General features: G+C 66.6%; 16 protein-coding genes. All 16 read right to left on the bottom strand.

The window, feature by feature from the left end; genetic code table 11:
• Window positions 1-8: 8 nt before the first annotated feature.
• On the bottom strand, window positions 9-1517 hold the full coding sequence (locus tag R8G01_18970) for an NADH-quinone oxidoreductase subunit N (protein ID MDW3216087.1): 1509 nt from the start codon (window positions 1515-1517) through the stop codon (window positions 9-11).
• Window positions 1517-3178 (bottom strand): NADH-quinone oxidoreductase subunit M, encoded by a 1662-nt coding sequence (locus R8G01_18965; GenBank protein MDW3216086.1) that lies wholly within the window; start codon window positions 3176-3178, stop codon window positions 1517-1519. Before R8G01_18965 ends, R8G01_18970 begins: the two co-directional genes overlap by 1 nt.
• Window positions 3178-5196, bottom strand: coding sequence for an NADH-quinone oxidoreductase subunit L (gene nuoL / locus R8G01_18960; GenBank protein ID MDW3216085.1), 2019 nt, complete (start codon window positions 5194-5196; stop codon window positions 3178-3180). Before nuoL ends, R8G01_18965 begins: the two co-directional genes overlap by 1 nt.
• A 17-nt stretch (window positions 5197-5213) precedes the next feature.
• Window positions 5214-5543: an NADH-quinone oxidoreductase subunit NuoK gene (gene nuoK, locus R8G01_18955; GenBank protein ID MDW3216084.1), complete on the bottom strand. Its 330-nt coding sequence runs from the start codon at window positions 5541-5543 to the stop codon at window positions 5214-5216.
• On the bottom strand, window positions 5540-6064 hold the full coding sequence (locus R8G01_18950) for an NADH-quinone oxidoreductase subunit J (protein ID MDW3216083.1): 525 nt from the start codon (window positions 6062-6064) through the stop codon (window positions 5540-5542). The genes nuoK and R8G01_18950 overlap by 4 nt, the downstream gene beginning before the upstream one ends.
• Window positions 6065-6131: 67 nt before the next feature.
• Window positions 6132-6791, bottom strand: coding sequence for an NADH-quinone oxidoreductase subunit I (locus R8G01_18945; GenBank protein MDW3216082.1), 660 nt, complete (start codon window positions 6789-6791; stop codon window positions 6132-6134).
• Window positions 6791-8053, bottom strand: coding sequence for an NADH-quinone oxidoreductase subunit NuoH (gene nuoH, locus R8G01_18940; protein MDW3216081.1), 1263 nt, complete (start codon window positions 8051-8053; stop codon window positions 6791-6793). Before nuoH ends, R8G01_18945 begins: the two co-directional genes overlap by 1 nt.
• A gap of 58 nt (window positions 8054-8111) precedes the next feature.
• On the bottom strand, window positions 8112-10592 hold the full coding sequence (nuoG, locus tag R8G01_18935; GenBank protein ID MDW3216080.1) for an NADH-quinone oxidoreductase subunit NuoG: 2481 nt from the start codon (window positions 10590-10592) through the stop codon (window positions 8112-8114).
• A complete protein-coding gene (gene nuoF / locus R8G01_18930) occupies window positions 10589-12013 on the bottom strand; it encodes an NADH-quinone oxidoreductase subunit NuoF (protein ID MDW3216079.1) in 1425 nt (474 codons plus the stop codon). The genes nuoG and nuoF overlap by 4 nt, the downstream gene beginning before the upstream one ends.
• Window positions 12010-12627: an NAD(P)H-dependent oxidoreductase subunit E gene (locus R8G01_18925; GenBank protein ID MDW3216078.1), complete on the bottom strand. Its 618-nt coding sequence runs from the start codon at window positions 12625-12627 to the stop codon at window positions 12010-12012. Before R8G01_18925 ends, nuoF begins: the two co-directional genes overlap by 4 nt.
• 25 nt (window positions 12628-12652) lie before the next feature.
• Window positions 12653-14002: an NADH dehydrogenase (quinone) subunit D gene (nuoD, locus tag R8G01_18920; GenBank protein ID MDW3216077.1), complete on the bottom strand. Its 1350-nt coding sequence runs from the start codon at window positions 14000-14002 to the stop codon at window positions 12653-12655.
• Window positions 13999-14523 carry an NADH-quinone oxidoreductase subunit C gene (locus R8G01_18915; protein MDW3216076.1) on the bottom strand — a complete coding sequence of 175 codons (525 nt, stop codon included), beginning with the start codon at window positions 14521-14523 and terminating at the stop codon, window positions 13999-14001. Before R8G01_18915 ends, nuoD begins: the two co-directional genes overlap by 4 nt.
• 1 nt (window position 14524) lies before the next feature.
• Window positions 14525-15097 carry an NADH-quinone oxidoreductase subunit B family protein gene (locus R8G01_18910; protein MDW3216075.1) on the bottom strand — a complete coding sequence of 191 codons (573 nt, stop codon included), beginning with the start codon at window positions 15095-15097 and terminating at the stop codon, window positions 14525-14527.
• Window positions 15098-15114: 17 nt separating this feature from the next.
• Window positions 15115-15606, bottom strand: coding sequence for an NADH-quinone oxidoreductase subunit A (gene ndhC / locus R8G01_18905; protein ID MDW3216074.1), 492 nt, complete (start codon window positions 15604-15606; stop codon window positions 15115-15117).
• Between the two features lie 2 nt (window positions 15607-15608).
• Window positions 15609-16439, bottom strand: a complete 831-nt coding sequence (locus tag R8G01_18900; GenBank protein MDW3216073.1) for a hypothetical protein — start codon at window positions 16437-16439, stop codon at window positions 15609-15611.
• Window positions 16439-17497, bottom strand: a complete 1059-nt coding sequence (locus R8G01_18895) for a c-type cytochrome (GenBank protein MDW3216072.1) — start codon at window positions 17495-17497, stop codon at window positions 16439-16441. The genes R8G01_18900 and R8G01_18895 overlap by 1 nt, the downstream gene beginning before the upstream one ends.
• Window positions 17498-17514 lie beyond the last annotated feature (17 nt).

Genomic DNA, 17514 nt, shown 5'->3' with positions numbered 1-17514 from the left:
GTCAAGCGTCAGCGTGCGTACTGGGTGACCGATTCGGCGGCGTCGAGGAGCCAGTTGGGCCAAACACCGATGAAGATCGTGAACGCGGCGGCGAGGGCGACGGCCAAGCCGGTCGCGAACGGCACGGCCTCCTGCTCGGTCGCCTCGCCGCTGGGCTCGAGCCAGGCGTTCACCATGATCCGCAGGTACAGGAACGCCGCGACGACCGCAGCGACCATGGCGACGATCGCGATCGCGTAACTCTCCTGTTCGACGGCGGCCTGGATGACGCCCCACTTCGCGACGAAGCCCGAGGTGAGCGGCACGCCTGCCTGGGCGAGCAGGAAGACCGTGAGGCCGAGCGTCAGCGCCGGGCGGCGCTTGGCGAGCCCCTTGAACGCATCGAGCGACGTGTCGCCGCCGTTGCTCCGACCGACGAGGGCGACCACCGCGAACGAACCGACCGTCAGCACGGAGTACAGCAGCAGATAGGTGAGCACGCTCGGCATGCCGTCGCCGAGCACGAACTCGCCGGCGTCGTGCCCCGCCGCCTCGACGCCGACCAGGATGAACCCGGCGTGGCTGATCGACGAATACGCCAGCATGCGCTTGACGTCGGTCTGGACGACCGCGAGCACCGAACCGATGACGAGGGTCAGGAGCGCCAGCACCCAGATCGCCGGCCGCCAGTCGTCGCGGTGGAACGGCAGGGCGATCACGAGCACGCGCAGCATCGCCGCGAACGCTCCGGCCTTGCCGACCGAGGCCATGAACGCCGTGACGTTCGTGGGGGCGCCCTGGTAGACGTCGGGGGTCCAGACGTGGAACGGCACCGCCGCCACCTTGAACGCGAGTCCGACGATCAGCAGTGCGATGCCCGCGAGGACGAGCGTGTCCTGGCCGTCGATGAGCACACTCGATTGGAACGACGCGATGATCTCGCCGATGTTGGTCGACTGCGTGCCGCCGTAGATCAGCGCGATGCCGTACAGGAAGAAGGCAGAGGCGAAGCCGCCGAGCACGAAGTACTTGATGCCCGACTCCTGGCTGGCCGACCGGTCACGATCGCTGGCGGCGAGGACGTACAGGGCGAGCGACAGCGTCTCGAGACCGAGGAACAGCACGATCAGATCGTTGGCGGCACCCATGACGACGGCGCCGGTTGCGGCCACCAGGAACAGGGCGTACACCTCGGGCCCGTCACGGCCGGTGCGGTGCAGCTCGTCGGCGGTGACCAGCGAGACGAGCAATGTCGCCACGCAGATCGTGATCGTGAGGTACTGCGCGAACGTGTCGAACGCGAGCGCACGGCTCAGCAGCGTGGACGGACCGTCGTCGTCGATCGTGCGCCACTGGAGAAACGCCAGGAGGCCGGCTGCGGAGGCGGTGAGCGAGGTGACGGCCGCGTACAGGTTGCGGGGCCACGTGGGTGTCAGCGCACCGACGACCAGCAGGAACATGGCGCCGGCCACCAGCGTGAGGATCGGACTGAGGTGGTACCACTCGACCTCGGGAGCGAGGAATTCTTGCGCCAACATCACTCGTTCTCTTCCTCGTGCGACTCGTCGCCCTCGTCGCCCTCGTGGTCGTCGTCGTGGTCGTCACCTTCGTGTTCGATCACGACGGTCGACGGGTCGAACTCACCCGGCGTCTCGGCGGTGAAGCCGCCGCGCGACGAGACACTCTCGATCAACGATTCGACCGCCGGTTCGATCCGGTCGAGCATCGGCTTGGGATACACGCCGGTGAAGACGATGATCCCGAGGAACGGCACCAGCACCGCCGCCTCCTTGAGCTTGAGCTCTGCGAAGGTCTTGTTGGCCTCGTCGGGCTCGCCGTGGAACACGCGCTGGTAGGCCCACAGCAGGTACAGCGCAGCGAGGATCACTCCGGTGGCCGCGATCACGACGTACCAGCGCGCCGACATGAAGGCGCCGATCAGGATCAGGTATTCGCCGACGAACCCGTTGAGGCCCGGCACGCCGATCGAGCTGAGCATCACGACCATGAACCCGGCCGCGAAGATCGGGGCGACCGACTGGATGCCCTTCAGCTCGCTGATCTGGCGTGTCTTGCGTCGTTCGTAGATCCACCCGACCATCAGGAACAGGGCGCCGGTCGAGATGCCGTGGTTGACCATCTGCATGACCGAACCGGTGATCGCCTGTGTGGTGAATGCGAAGGTGCCGAGCACGATAAAGCCGAGGTGCGCGACCGATGAGTAGGCGACGAGGCGCTTGAGATCCTTCTGCATCGTCGCCGCGATCGCGCCGTAGATGATGCCGATCACCGCCAGCGTGAGCCACAGATGGCGGCTCCAGTACGACGCCTCGGGGAACAGATAGAGGCCGAACCGCAAGAGGCCGTACGTGCCGAGCTTCAGCATGACACCGGCGAGGACGACCGAACCGGCGGTCGGTGCCTGGGTATGGGCGTCGGGCAGCCAGGTGTGGAGCGGGAAGATCGGCACCTTGACGGCGAAGGCGACGGCGAATCCGAAGAACAGCCATCGTCCCGTCGACGCCGCGAAGTCGGCGTTCTCGGCGATCTGGACGAGGTCGAACGTGATCCCGTCGACGCCGTTGCGACTCGCGATGAAGACCGTCGCCATGATCGACACGAGCATGAACGCCGAGCCGATCATCGTGTAGAGGAAGAACTTGGTCGCGGCGTAGACGCGCCCCTCGTATCCCCATCCACCGATCAGGAAGTACATCGGGACGAGCACGATCTCGAAGAAGACGAAGAAGAGGAACAGGTCGAGGCTCATGAACGAGCCCATGACGCCGGCCTCGAGCAGCAGCAGCCACGCGAAGTACGGCTTGTCCTGCGCCGGATCGTCGTTGTGCGGATCGATGCCCATGATCGCGAGCGGGAACAGCACACCCGTGAGCACGATCAGGAACAGCGAGATGCCGTCGACACCGAGGTGCCACGAGATACCCCACTGCTCGATCCACGGGTGTTTCGAGACGAACTGGAACCCGGCGTCGTCACCGTCGAACTCGGTGAGCAGCCACACGCTCATAGCGCCGGTGGCGACCGACGTGATCGCCGCGACGAGGCGAACGTACTCACGGCGGTGCTTGGACAGCACCGTGATCAGGACGGCACCGGCGACCGGCAGGAACACCAGCATCGACAGGATCGGGAAGGCGATCGGGCCCTGCCCGGCCTCGGCAGCGAACAACGCGGACATCACAGCACCCCTCGACCGATCACGAACCAGACGAGCAGCAGCACGACACCGGCGCCGAGGATGCCCGCGTAGTTGCGGACGTTGCCGGTCTGGCCGCGCCGGATGACGCCGGCGCTCTTGGAGATCGTGGTCGCGGCACCGTTGACGGCTCCGTCGACGATGGTCTTGTCGAACCAGGCGATGGCGTCGAACGCCTTCCGGCCGGGTCCGCCCATGAACGCGCTGATCGCTCGGTCGTAGCCCCAGCCGTCGGCGAGGATCTCGGGCTCGACGGGCTTGGCCATCTTCTTGGCGTAGATCGCGACCGCAGCGGCGATCCCGACGAGCGCACACGCGATGGCGAGCACGGCGAGCAGCTCCTTGGCGTCGTACGCCGACGAGCCGGTGATCTCGGCTTCGCCGGGAGCGACGATCGGGTGCAGCCAGTCTTCGAGCTTGTGACGCCAGTCGGAGGGGATGAACCCGAACGACGGCAACTGGATGATGCCGCCGACCATCGCCAGACCGGCGAGCACGACGAGCGGGAAGAGCATGATCGGAGGCGACTCGTGCGGCTTGAACTCGCCGTGTGCGCCGTGCGTCTCGACCGGGTGGGCATCGTCGACCGCATCGGCCTCGGCGCCATCGGTCTCGTCGTCGGCGTGCTCGAGATGTGCGGCCTCCGCCTCGTTGGCGTGGCTGCCCCACCGGGCGTCACCGAAGAAGACCATGATGACCTGGCGGGTCATGTAGAACGCGGTGAGCACCGCGGTGACGAGACCGATCGCATAGAGCACCGGGCCGCGTTCGGCCAGCGTGAAGAGCAGGATCTCGTCTTTCGACCAGAAGCCGGCGAACGGCGGCACGCCGGCGATCGCGAGCCAGCCGATGATGAACGTCGCCGCGGTGACCGGCATCACCTTGCGGAGGGCACCCATCTTGCGCATGTCCTGCTCGTGGTGCATGCCGTGGATCACCGAGCCGGAACCGAGGAACATGAGCGCCTTGAAGAAGGCGTGGGTGACCATGTGGAAGATCGCGGCGACGAATGCGCCCGAACCGACGGCGAGGAACATATAGCCGAGCTGCGACACCGTCGAGTAGGCCAGCACCTTCTTGATGTCGGTCTGGGCGACGGCGATCGTGGCCGCGAACAGTGCGGTGATCGCGCCGACCCAGGCGATGAGCACACTCACCTCGGGCGCCGCAGCGGCCAGCATCGGGTTCATGCGGGTCATCAGGAACACACCGGCGGTGACCATGGTCGCGGCGTGGATGAGCGCGGACACCGGTGTGGGGCCCGCCATCGCGTCGGGCAGCCACACGTAGAGCGGCAACTGCGCCGACTTCCCGACGGCTCCGACGAACAGCAGCATCGAGATACCGGTCGCCGTGCTCTGCCCGATCGCACCCGACTCGGCGGCGAGGTTCAGGTTGAGGTAGCTGACCGAGCCGATGGCCTGGAACCCGAGGAACATCGCCAACATGAAGCCCCAGTCACCGATGCGGTTGGTGACGAAGGCCTTCTTGCCGGCGGAGGCGTTGGCGTCCTTGGTGTGCCAGAACGAGATCAGCAGGTACGAGCACGTGCCGACGCCCTCCCAGCCGAGGAAGGTGACGAGCAGGTTCTCGCCGAGGACCAGCAACGTCATCGAGAGCACGAAGAGGTTGAGGTAGAGGAAGAACTTCGAGAACTTCGGATCGCCGTGCATGTACCCGATCGCGAAGAGGTGGATCAGGAAGCCGATACCGGTGACGAAGAGACACATCGTGATCGACAACGGGTCGGCGAGGAACGCCATGTCGATCTGCAGCGAGTCGACCGGCACCCAGGAGAACAGCGACTCGACGTGCGAGCGCTCCTCTTCGCTCATCGACAGCAGGTCGAAGTAGGCACCGACCGACACGACGAACGACAGCAGCACCATCGTCGCTGCGAGATAGCCGCTGCGCGGCTCGCCGAGGCGGCGACCGAACAGCAAGATGAGCAAGAACCCGGCGAGCGGGAACGCTGGAATCAACCAGATGACGTCGAGCATGCGTTATACGTTCCTACTCATCCTCGGAGCTCTGCCAGGTCGTCGGCGTTCGCACCCGGACGGCGCTTGAGGAGCGAGATGATCAGCCCGAGTCCGACCACCACCTCGGCGGCGGCGACGACCATCACGAAGAACACCGCGGTCTGGCCGTCGATGTTGCCGAAGCGGACCGCGAGGGCGACGAACGACAGGTTGACCGCGTTGAGCATCAGCTCGATGCACATGAACATGATCAGCGGGTTGCGGCGGATCATCAGACCGGCGGCGCCGATGCCGAACAGGAGCGCCGACAGGATCAGGTAGTACGTCGTGGTCGGCGTGACGGCGCCGAGCATCGCTGCGCTCATTGCTCCACCTTCCGCTTGTCCTTACGGGTCAGGACCACGGTGCCGGCGACCGCGACGATCAGCAGGATCGACGTGAACTCGAACGCGAACACGTGGTCGCTGAAGAGGTTGCGGGCGAGCAACTGGATGTTGCTGTCGCCGTCGGCGGCGAGCGGCGTGTCGGTCTCGGCGATCGTGTCGCGAGCCCGCACGACCGCTGCGATGACGAGACCGGCGACGGCGGCACCGATCACGATCGCGACCGGGCGCTGGATCGGGAACGGCTCGATCGACAGGTCTTCGGACTTGTCGACGCCGAGCAGCATGATCACGAACAGGAACAGCACGACGATCGCGCCGGCGTAGACGATGATCTGCACGGCGGCGAGGAAGTGGGCCTCGAGCGCGACGAAGTGCACGGCGACGCCGAACAGCGTGAGCACGAGCGAGAGCGCCGCATGCACGGGGTTGGAGCGGAGCACGACGCCGAGCCCACCGGCGAGCACCATCGCGGACGCAAGGATGAAGACGAGCAGTTCCATTACCGGGTTCCCCGGCCACGCAGGCCGTCGCTGATCGCGTCTCGAAGGGGTCGGATGCAGCCGAGTCTCATGCGTCGGCCTCCGGCTGCGGGGGCTCGGGGGCGCGCTCGCCGTGGCCGAGCTCGTTGCTCCAGCCGACGACGCCGCGGAACGTGGCGTCGCCCGACGGCGACGTGGCGCGCATCCAGCCGGACGTGTGCTCGTCCTCGCCGTCGCGCCAGTCTTCCCACGGCAGGTGCTTGGGCTTGCCCTCGTCGTCGACGAGGAGCTCCTTCTTGGTGTAGATGGCGTCCTGGCGGTTGGTGAAGCTGAACTCGAACAGCTTCGTCTCGGTGATCGCCTCGGTCGGGCACGCCTCGACGCACAGGTCACAGTGGATGCACCGGAGATAGTTGATCTCGTAGACGAACCCGAAGCGTTCGCCCGGCGACGTCGGGTTCTCCGGGTCGTTGTCCTGACCCCGCACGTAGATGCACTTGGCCGGGCACACGCCGGCGCACAGCTCGCAGCCGATGCACTTCTCCATGCCGTCCTCGTACTTGTTGAGGACATGGCGCCCGTGCAGACGCTCGGGCTTGGGGATCTTCTCGTCGTCGCCGACGTCGGGATCGTTCGCCTTGCCGTGCTTCTTGGCGTAGCGGCCACCCGAGTACTCGGTGGTGACCTGCTTGCCGCCGAAGAGGCGGTGCTGGCGAATGGTGACTGCGAAACCGTCCAGGTAACCCATCAGTACGCCGCTCCTTCGCGCTCTCGATTGCGCTTGCTCACCACGAGCGCTGCATTGAACAGCGCATAGGCCACGAACAGCACGACGATCGCGATCACGCCGGCGAGCAGCACCGGGCCGAGGCCGTCGTATTCGTCACGCGCCATCTGCAGGGCCGCCAGCACCAGGAACCAACCGAGCGCCACCGGGATCAGCAGCTTCCAACCGAAGTCCATCAGCTGGTCGTACCGCAACCGCGGGAGCGTCGCCCGGAACCAGACGTAGGCGTAGAGGAACGCGAGCACCTTGATCGTGACCCAGATCGTCCCGCTCAGCGGTCCGGCCCAGGCGAAGATGTTGCCGTCCTCGACGATCGAGCCGAGCTCGATGTTGCCGAGGTTCAGCGGCTGCGGGCCGCCGAGGAACAGGGTGACCATGACGCCGGACATCGTGATCACGTTCATGAACTCGGCCAGGAAGAACAGCGCGAATCGGATCGACGAATACTCGGTGTTGAAACCGCCGACGAGTTCTTGCTCGGCTTCGACGAGGTCGAACGGCGGACGGTTCAGCTCGGCGGTCATGGCGATCAGGAAGATCACGAACGGGATGAACCCCGTGGCGACGATGTTCCAGTTCGACACGCCGTCCTGGCCGCCGACGATGCCGGAGGTCGTGAGCGTGCCCGACATGAGGAGCACGGCACCGAGGCTCAGGCCGAGCGCCGCCTCGTACGAGATCATCTGGGCCGAGGCGCGGACCGAACCGAGCAACGGGTACTTCGAGCCGGACGCCCACCCGGCGAGCATGATGCCGTACACGCCGATCGAGCTGAGTGCCAGCACGATCAGGATGCCGACCGGTGCGTCGATCAGCTGGATCCGGGTCGTGTAGTCACCCCAGGTGACCGTGCCGTCGTTGCCGTTGGTGAAGTCGCCACCGAGCGGGATCACCGACCAGACCAGGAACGCGGGGACGAACGCCAGGAACGGCGCGAGACGGAACACCCACTTGTCGGCCTTCTCGGGCAGCAGGTCTTCTTTGAAGAACAACTTGGTGCCGTCGGCGAGTGTCTGGAGCAGACCGAACGGGCCGGCCTTGTTCGGTCCGACACGGTTCTGCATGCCCGAGACGATCTTGCGCTCGAACCACACCATGAACATGGTGCTGACGAGCCCGAGGACGAAGACGACGAGCACCTTGGCACCGACGATCGCGATGACCTGCCACCACCAGTCGGTGGTGTCGAGCAGCGGGTCGGCGGCGAGCAGCGAGGCGATCATGGGAGACACCCGATCATCTCGGTGTCGAGCAGCGGGTCGGCGGCGAGCAGCGAGACGATCATGCGATGCGCTCGATTCGAACGTCGGTGACGGCTGCCGCGGCGTCGACCAGCTCGGTGATGTCGGCACCGGCCTGGTTGAACGGGGCCCAGATCGTGCCGCGCTGCACCGTGTCGTCGGCGACGAGCGGCATCACGACGGAGCCCTTCGAGCTGACCAGTCGGACCTCGACACCTTCGGCTTCGCCGACGCGGTCGAGATCGAGTGGGTGCACGTGGGCGCCGGCACCGATCGGCAGCTTCGCGATCGACGGCGACATCGACGTGAGCACCGCACGATCGTAGAGCTTGCGGCTGACCACCAGCCGATAGTCGTAGCCGCTCGGCGGAGCGTCGTGTCCGGCGACGCTGGGGAGCTCGCGATCGAAGCCGACGGCGAGCACGCCCTCGGGATCGGCGTCGACGGCCGCCGGTGTCGCGGCGGCGTAGGCCGCGACACGCGACGCGATCGCGGTCGTGACGTCGTCGTGCGAACCGAATCCGAGATCGTGACCGAGATGGAGGGCCAGGTCGCTGGCGATCATCCAGTCGGGACGAGAGATCCCGTGTGCGGTGACCTTCTGGTTGACCCGGCTGACGCGACCCTCGAGGTTGGTGGTCGTGCCCGTCTGTTCACCGAACGCTGCGGCGGGGAGCACGACGTCGGCGACCTGCGTCGACTCGGACAGGAACGTGTCGATCGACAGCACCCGTCGGGCACCGGCCAGACCCCGGCGGGCGAGGTCGGCATCGGGACAGTCGTTGATCGGGTCGGAGCCGAGCAGCACCAGCAGGTCGATCTTGCCGTCGGCGGCGGCCCGCAACGTCGAGAGCGAATCGTGCTCGGGTGTGGCAGGAGCCAGGCCCAGCTGGAGGGCACCGACGACGTTGCCGCGACGCAAGGCGGGCAGGAGCCGAGCGGCGGGCACGGCGTCGAGCACCGCGGTCACGGCCGACAATGCGGTCTCGTCGGAGACGGCGAGGTTGTTGCGACCGCCGACGACGACCACGTCGCCGGTGGCGATCTGATCCGCGACGGCGGGATCGGCGAGCGCCTTGGCGATCTCGGACGGGGCGACGCCCGGCGCGTGCCGGATCGACTTCCAGGCGTAGCGCGTCATGCCGGTCGACTGCGAGGAGAACTCGATCACCTTGGTGCGCCCCTGCTCGACCGCGTCACGCAGCCGGAGGTACAGCACGGGCAACTCTTCTTTGATGTCGGGGCCCACGAGGATGACGGTCGGCGCATTGGCGGCTTCGGCGATCGTCGCCCGGGGCACGCTGAGGATCTCGGCCGGCAGGCCGTCGCCGAGTTGGGCGTCACGACGCTCGATGCCAATGGCATCGGCGAGCGCGGCCCACGCGAACGCGTCTTCGTTGGTGCCGCGCGCCCCGCCGATGAGACCGATCGCACCGGGGTCGGCATCGCCGAGCAGCTGGGCGGCGATCGACATGGCGCTGTTCCACGAGGTCTCGGCCAGGCCGGCCTCGCCACGCACGAGCGGGTTCGCGATCCGCAGATCGGACTCGATCGCTTCGAAGTTGAAGCGACCTCGGTCGCACATCCAACCCCAGTTGACCGACTCGACGTCGACGCCCTGGAAACGCAGCAGCTCGTCGCGGCTGGAGTGCACCGAGATACGACAGCCGACCGAGCACGTGGTGCACGTGGACTCGACCTGTTCGAGGTCCCACGGGCGAGCTTTGAACCGGTAGGGCTTCGCCGTGAGGGCACCGACCGGGCAGATCTGCACGGTGTTGCCGGAGAAGTACGACGAGAACGGCTCGTCGGGGAACGTGTTGACCTGCGTGCCGTTGCCGCGGTCGATGAAATGGATCAGCTTGTCGCCGGCGACCTCGTCGGCGAACCGGGTGCAGCGGTCGCACAGGATGCAGCGCTCGCGGTCGAGCAGCACGTTCTCGCTGATCGGGATCGGCTTCGCGTAGTGACGCTTCTGCTCGACGTAGCGGCTCTCGCCGGGACCGTGCGAGTAGGCCTGGTCCTGGAGCGGGCATTCGCCGCCCTTGTCGCACACCGGGCAGTCGAGCGGATGGTTGGCGAGCAGCAGCTCGATCATGCCCTCCTGCGCCCGCTTGGCGGTGGGCGACTCGGTCTCGACCACCATCTCGGGAGCGACGGTGATCATGCACGACGGTTGGAGCATCGGACCGCGGCCGGTATCGACCTCGACCATGCACTGGCGGCACATGCCGACCGAGCTCATGCGTGGGTGGTAGCAGAAACGCGGGATGTACTCGCCGTGCCGCTCGGCGGCCGCGATCAGCAGCTCGCCCTTCTGCGTGGGCACCTCGCGGCCGTTCAGCGTGATCGTGACCAGGTTCGGATCGGGCTCGGGCTCGGGGTCGGTGGGGGCATCGGCAACGTCGTCGGTCGGCTGGACCTCGGGGTCGTGCTCGGCCTCGGTGCCGTCGGCGGCAGCGGTGTCGGGTTCGATGATGTCGCCGTCGTCGTCGCGCACGTCGTTGGTCTCGTCGCTCATGCGCCACCTCCGACCGGTGCGGCCGTGACCGGGATCAGCGAACGCACTTCACGTTTCGTCACGAGCGCCTCGAACTCCTCGGGGAACAGGGTCATCGCCGAGTGGACCGGCACGTACGCAGACGGGCCCACGAAGCAGATCGTCGTCATCTTGTAGGGGAACGGCCGGGCCTCGATGCCGAGGCGTTCGCTCGCCGCGTGTGGCATCTCACCGGGGCAGATCGTCTCGCCGACCTCGAGGATCGTCGCGAGGTCGGCGTCGGTGCCCTCGCCGGCCACGATGCGCTCGAGGATGCGGTACAGCCAGGTGCCACCCTCGCGACACGGCACACATTTGCCGCACGATTCATGGGCGTAGAACTTCACGAGGGTCAGGGCGGCCGCGGGGATGTCGGTGGTCGAGTCCATGACCATCACCGCGCCCGAACCGAGCATCGAACCGGCTTGGCCCGCCTCTTTGCCCTCGAACGCGATGTCGAGCTGGTCGGGCAGGAACCACGGTGCCGAACCGCCACCGGGGACGAACGCCTTGAGGTCGTTGTCGTCGCGGATGCCCTGGGCGAACTCGTCGCCGTAGATCAGGTCACGGAAGGTGGTCGAACCGTTGACGATCTCGTACACGCCCGGCCGCTTGACGTGTCCGGAGACCGCGATCATGCGGGTGCCCGGCGAGGTCTCGGTGCCGATCGCCGTGTACGCGGCCGAACCGTTCTTGGCGATGAACGGCAGGTTGGCGAGCGTCTCGACGTTGTTGACGATCGTCGGCTTGCCGTACAGCCCGACGGCGGCGGGGAAGAACGGCGGCTTGAGGCGCGGCATGCCGCGCTCGCCTTCGAGCGACTCGATCAGCGCGGTCTCCTCGCCCACCACGTAGGCGCCGGCACCCCAGTGCAGGACGATGTCGACGCTGAAGTCGGTGCCGAGGATGTTCTTGCCGACGTAGCCGTTGTCGTACGCGTCGTTGAGTGCGGCCGCGATGCGCTCGTGCGCCAGCGCCATCTCGCCACGGACGTAGAGGAAGCACTGGCTGAGTCCGGCCGCGTAGCAGGCGATCAGGCAGCCCTCGATCAGCTGGTGCGGATCGAGCTCCATGAGGAGGCGGTCCTTGTAGGTGCCGGGTTCCGACTCATCACCGTTGACGACGAGGTAGCGCGGCCACACGCCCTGCGGGGTGAATCCCCACTTGACGCCGGCCGGGAAACCGGCGCCGCCGCGACCGAGCAGCGTCGAGTTGCGGACCTCGGTGTGGACGTCCTCCGGCTTCGAGTCGAGCGCCTTGCGGAGCCCCTCGTAACCACCGGTCGACAGGTACCGGTCGAGCGTGTACGAGTCGTCGTACCGGAATCGCGACGTCACGATCTGTGGGCGGTCGCCGTCGTCGTAGTACCCGGGCGCCCACTCGTAGGAACCGGCGGCGGTCATGACTCGGCCTCCGTGATCGTGACCCACGCCGGACCACCGTCGACGTCATCGGGATGTACGGCGCCCACCGCCTTGTCGGTCGGGATGAGCTGACGATTGCGGCCGAGCGTGCCGTGCGGCGGGATCTCGCCGTCGAGGTTGCCGGACGACAGGTCGTCGATCAGCTGGTCGAACTCTTCCGGCGTCACGCGATACCGGTGGCGGTAGTTGACCTGGAGCGTCGGCGCCTCGGTGCACGCGGCCTGGCACTCGGCGTGCTGGAGCGTGAACAAGCCGTCGGGTGTGGTGCTGCCGGCCTTGACCCCGAGCTTGTGTTCGGCGTGATGCATCAACTCGTTCGCTCCCATGAGCGCACACGACATCGTGCCGCACATGTTGATGAGGTACTTGCCGGTCGGCTCGAACCGGAACATCTCGTAGAAGCTGGCCGTTCCGTAGACCTCGGCCGGCGTGACGTCGATGAGTTCTGCGACGTGTCGCATCGCCTCCTCGGTCACGTACCCGTTCTGCTCCTGCGACAGGTGCACGAGCGGGATCAACGCCGACTTCTGCTTCGGATAGCGAGCGATGATCTCGCGAGCCAACGCCACGTTCTGATCGTTCAGGCGGCTCATGCGGTCCTCCGAGCAACGGTCGTCATCATCGGTCGACGTCTCCGAGCACGGGGTCGACGCTCGAGATCACGGCGACCGCGTCGGCGACCAGGCCACCGCGCATCATGTGGGGGAGGCACTGGATGTTCGCGAACGACGGGGCCCGCATGTGCATCCGGTAGGGCGTGGGCGATCCGTCGGACGCGATGTAGCAGCCGATCTCGCCACGCGGCGACTCGATCCCCATGTAGACCTCACCCTCGGGCACCTTGAAACCCTCGGTGAAGATCTTGAAGTGGTGGATCAGTGCCTCCATCGACTCGTCGATGCGAGCGCGCGGCGGCGGCGTGACCTTCTTGTCCTGGATGCGGAAGTCACCTTCGGGCATCCGGTCGAGGATCTGGCGGACGATCTTCATCGACTCGCGGATCTCGTTGAGGCGGATCGCGTACCGGTCGTACGCGTCGCCGTAGGTACCGACGATGACATCGAAGTCCATCTCGTCGTAGCGCAGGTAGGGCATGTCGCGCCGGAGGTCCCAGGCGACGCCGGTCGAGCGCAGGATCGGGCCGACGGCACCGAGTGCGAGGGCCTCGTCGGGCGTGATCACGCCGACGCCCTGCAACCGCTCACGCCAGATCGGCTGACCGGTCATGAGGATGTCGTACTCCTCGAGCCGTTCGGGAATCAGGTCGAGGAGGCGCAGTACGTCGTCGCGCCAACCCGGCGGCAGGTCGGCGGCGAGCCCACCCGGACGGATGAAGTTGTGGTTCATCCGCAGTCCCGTGACCCTCTGGAAGAAGCGCAGCACCTCTTCGCGCTCGCGCCAGCCGTAGATCATCATCGACACGGCGCCGAGGTCCATGCCGTTGGTCGCCATGAACAGCAGGTGGCTGCTCATGCGGTTGAGCTCGGCGAGGAGCATCCGCATCCAGACCGCGCGCTCGGGGATGTCGCCGTCGATGCCGAGCAACTTCTCGGTGGCCATCGAGAACACGAGCTCATTGGCCATCGGGCTCAGATAGTCCATGCGGGTGACATTGGTGCCGCCCTGCATGAACGTCAGCTGCTCGCCGGTCTTCTCCATGCCGGTGTGCAGGTACCCGATGATCGGCTTGCACCGGAGCACCGTCTCACCCTGGAGTTCGAGCATGAGTCGGAGCACGCCGTGGGTCGACGGGTGCTGCGGACCCATGTTGATGATCATGGTCTGGTCTTCGTCGGGATCTTCCGGGAGATCGCCGAGGAGGGCCGCTTCGGCCTCGCTCATGCGCAGCACCGAGCCGACCTCGCGGAGCAGTTCGCGCGGGCCCATCTCGGAACGGGCGGTCATCTCCTGCGCGCCCTCGGAGGTCTGGGCGGGGGCCCGGGACGGGGTCCAGTCGGTCGCGGTCACGAGTTCGCTCCCTTGAACTGGACGGGAATCGTGCCGACCGCGTAGTCCTTGCGGAGCGGGTGGCCGTCCCAGTCTTCCGGCATCAGGATGCGGGTCATGTCGGGGTGGTCGGTGAAGACGACGCCGAACATGTCGTAGGTCTCGCGCTCGTACGCCTCGCTCCCCGGATGGACGTCGAACAGCGACGGCAGCGTCGGGTCGGAATCGGGGACCTGGACCCGGACGCGGATCCGCCGCCGGTGCGTGATGTCGAGCAGGTTCACGACGACCTCGAAGCGCTCGGGGACGACGCCGGCGGGCAGCGGCCGCCGCATGTGCTGGAGATAGTCGACGCCGCAGAGGTCGATGACGAGCGTGAAGCCCTCGTCGGCGAGCGTCTTGATGACGTCGACGTACTGCTCGCGGGTCGGGTGCAGCACGGTCTGCCCGAGGCTGTCACCGGCGATGCAGCCGTACAGGTCGGTGGTGGCGTCGGACCCGTCTCCGGCCGCGAGGGTGGTGTCGTCGCTCACTTCGCTCATGTCACTTGGTTCCCAGGAGGACGGGCGTCGTGGTCGCAGCGATCTCTTCGACGTGGAGATTGGCGCCGGCGCCGGTCTCGGCCCGACGACGCATGATCTCGCCGTCTTCGATCTTCTGGTGGAGCGTCTCGATCGCGTGGATGAGTGTCTCGGGCGTCGGGGGGCAGCCCGGCGCATAGACATCGACCGGGACGACCTGATCGACACCCTGGACGATCGCGTAGTTGTTGAACATGCCGCCGGAGCTGGCGCACACGCCCATCGAGATGACCCACTTGGGCTCCATCATCTGGTCGTAGACCTGGCGGAGCACGGGCGCCATCTTCTGGCTGACGCGACCGGCGACGATCATGATGTCGGCCTGACGCGGCGACGCACGGAAGACCTCCATGCCGAAGCGCGACATGTCGTAGTGCGCGGCGCCGGTGGCCATCATCTCGATCGCACAGCAGGCGAGGCCGAACGAGGCCGGCCACGACGAGCGCGACCGGGACCAGTTGACGAGGTCTTCGAGTTTTCCGGTGATCGCGTTGTGGCTCAGACCGCCGATTCCGTCGGCGAGCACATCATCGATGACTCCCACGTGGCCTCCTAGGCAGCTTCGATCTCGGTGGACGATTCGCCGGCGTCGACACGGCCCTCGAGGCCGACGCGGCGGATCGTGGTGGTCGAGTCGCGCTCGGCCGACACCATCGCTGCATCGCGATCGAGGCGTCGATAGGTGTGGAGCGGCCCCCATTCGAGACCGCCGCGGGCGACCTCGTACACGAACGTCAGGAAGAACACGACCGAGAACATCACGATCGACCAGAACCCGAACGTGCCCAGCGTGCCGCTCTCGACGGCGTACGGGTACAGGAAGATGATCTCGATGTCGAACATGATGAACAGCATCGCGACGATGTAGAAGCTGACCGGGAACCGCTCGGGCGGCTCGCGACTGGGGACGATGCCGCACTCGTAGGGCGCTTCCTTGGCGGCCGACGGACGGTTCGGCGCCAGGAGGCGGGATGCGACGAAGCTCAGGCCACCGAACGCGATGGCCAACGCCATCAGCACGACGAATGGCAGGTACTGGGCCATGATCAGCCTTGCGCCAGCGCCTTTCGGGCTCGGTTCTCGGCGACGATCCGATCACGCCGGTGCAGGAAGAAGCACAGCACGAGGAACATGAGGGTCGAACCGATCGTGATGTACGCGGCCGGTTCGCGCAGCGAACCGAGATCGCGGATCATGTAGACGTACTGGCGCTGCTGGGTCTCGTCGACCTCGGGTGGGATGGGCGCACGGCCCTCCTCGGGACGCAGCTCGACGAAGGGCGCGACTTCGACCAGCGTGTAGTACGGCTTGTGGAAGAAGGCGATCTGGTCGAACTCACCGTTCGGGCCGAGCTTGGGGTAGGCCGACTCGTGGGGCGGGTCGACCTCGTACACGGCGGTGACTTCGAACTCGCCGGGCCCGAGGGCACCCTCTTCTTCGAGGAACACCCCGGCGGACGCTTCGGCCTGGCCGAACTCGGGGGCCGATTCGGCGACCTGGTACCAGCCCTGGCTCTCGAGCTGGTCCTTGACCACGGCAGACGCGACGACCGGGTCGGACGGGTCGATCTCGATCGGGTCGTCGAGCACACCTGCCTGATGCAGCAGATCGACCTCTTGGATCACGGTCTGGCCGGGGATCTGCTTCCACTCGGGCACGTCGCCCCTGAGGCCGATGCCGTAGATCCACCACACCATGCCCATCAGCGCCATCCAGCCCATGAGGCCGGTGAACGCGACGAGGAAGCCGAGCCGGGCACCGAGGTTGGTGCCGAGGATCAGGTAGATCGAACCCATCCACACGACCGTGCCGATGATGACGGTGAGAATGCCGCGGAGCTCGGGCTCCCAGTTGATGGCCAGCAGCGCTGCGTGCATCACAAGCTCCTCACGTATTCGACGATGGCTTGGACCTGCTCATCGGTGAGCATCGAGCCGAAGCCGGGCATGCGGCCGCTGCCCTGGCCCTGGATGCCGTACTTGGCACCGAGCACGGAGCCGTTCTTGATGAAGTCGATCATGTCTGCCTCGTTGGGGAACGCCGAGTTGGCCTTGCCGCCGGTGAGGTTCCAACCGAACGCGCCCTGGCCACTGACGCCGGGGTCGCCCCAGCTCCAACCAGGGGTGTGGCACCGGGCGCAGCTGTAGGCACCGCTGGCGAGTTCGAGGTTGTAGAGCGCCTCGCCGTAGGAGGCGTAGGTGCCGTCGTCGACCGAGGCCTGCGCCAGCTGATCGATGTCGTCTTGGATGTCGCTCGGCAGGTGACCCGACGGGCACGTGGCGGCGTCGTCTTCGCCGACGCCACAGTCTTCGCGGTCGATCTGGATGCTGTGGAGGTACGCCAGCAGCGTGTCGATCTGCTGGTCGTTCATCGGGCCGCCACCCTCGACGCCCCACGGCGACATCGGCGAGAACGGACGCCCGTACACGAGGATGAAGCGGACCTCGTCTTCGTCGAACCGGTAGAAGATCGTGTTGAGCGCCGGTGCGGCCCAGCTGACCGCCGTCACGTCGCCCGTCGCCGGATCGGTCAGGTTGTACGGAGCGGCGCCGCCGCCACCGTTGGCGCCGTGGCAGCCGGCGCAGTTGAAGCCACCGTCGGCCGTCGGGGCGTACAGGCGCGAACCCCACTCGATGAACTGCTCCTCTTTGGCCTCGGTGGCGCCGGCCAACCGGGACGGCTCGAGGATCCAGTAGAGCGGCAGCCCGACCACGACGATGACCAGCAGGATCACGCCGATCCCGAGCACGCGGGTCAGGCGCGGCCCTTCGAGCTCTTCGTCTTCGTAGTACTTCTTGCGGTTCGCGGCCATCTCGACTTCGGAGCCGAGTTCGTCGTGGGCCTGCCGCAGGTTGAGGACGGCATAGACGGCCCAACCGCCGAGAATGATCGCGAAGAGCAGCCACGCGATCGAGGTGGATGTGAGTGCAATCATCGGCGTGCTACTGCTCC

The organism is Ilumatobacteraceae bacterium (assembly GCA_033344875.1).
GTDB lineage: Bacteria > Actinomycetota > Acidimicrobiia > Acidimicrobiales > Ilumatobacteraceae > Ilumatobacter.
Note: the sequence above shows the minus strand (reverse complement) of the source record. Positions and strands in the feature narration are given on the sequence as shown.

Excerpts from the sequence above, each read along its gene's own strand:
- R8G01_18970 (MDW3216087.1), bottom strand. The coding sequence starts at position 1,517 with ATGTTGGCGCAAGAATTCCTCGCTCCCGAGGTCGAGTGGTACCACCTC.
- R8G01_18965 (MDW3216086.1), bottom strand. The coding sequence starts at position 3,178 with ATGTCCGCGTTGTTCGCTGCCGAGGCCGGGCAGGGCCCGATCGCCTTC.
- nuoL (MDW3216085.1), bottom strand. The coding sequence starts at position 5,196 with ATGCTCGACGTCATCTGGTTGATTCCAGCGTTCCCGCTCGCCGGGTTC.
- nuoK (MDW3216084.1), bottom strand. The coding sequence starts at position 5,543 with ATGAGCGCAGCGATGCTCGGCGCCGTCACGCCGACCACGACGTACTAC.
- R8G01_18950 (MDW3216083.1), bottom strand. The coding sequence starts at position 6,064 with ATGGAACTGCTCGTCTTCATCCTTGCGTCCGCGATGGTGCTCGCCGGT.
- R8G01_18945 (MDW3216082.1), bottom strand. The coding sequence starts at position 6,791 with ATGGGTTACCTGGACGGTTTCGCAGTCACCATTCGCCAGCACCGCCTC.
- nuoH (MDW3216081.1), bottom strand. The coding sequence starts at position 8,053 with ATGATCGCCTCGCTGCTCGCCGCCGACCCGCTGCTCGACACCACCGAC.
- nuoG (MDW3216080.1), bottom strand. The coding sequence starts at position 10,592 with ATGAGCGACGAGACCAACGACGTGCGCGACGACGACGGCGACATCATC.
- nuoF (MDW3216079.1), bottom strand. The coding sequence starts at position 12,013 with ATGACCGCCGCCGGTTCCTACGAGTGGGCGCCCGGGTACTACGACGAC.
- R8G01_18925 (MDW3216078.1), bottom strand. The coding sequence starts at position 12,627 with ATGAGCCGCCTGAACGATCAGAACGTGGCGTTGGCTCGCGAGATCATC.
- R8G01_18915 (MDW3216076.1), bottom strand. The coding sequence starts at position 14,523 with ATGAGCGAAGTGAGCGACGACACCACCCTCGCGGCCGGAGACGGGTCC.
- ndhC (MDW3216074.1), bottom strand. The coding sequence starts at position 15,606 with ATGGCCCAGTACCTGCCATTCGTCGTGCTGATGGCGTTGGCCATCGCG.
- R8G01_18900 (MDW3216073.1), bottom strand. The coding sequence starts at position 16,439 with ATGCACGCAGCGCTGCTGGCCATCAACTGGGAGCCCGAGCTCCGCGGC.
- R8G01_18895 (MDW3216072.1), bottom strand. The coding sequence starts at position 17,497 with ATGATTGCACTCACATCCACCTCGATCGCGTGGCTGCTCTTCGCGATC.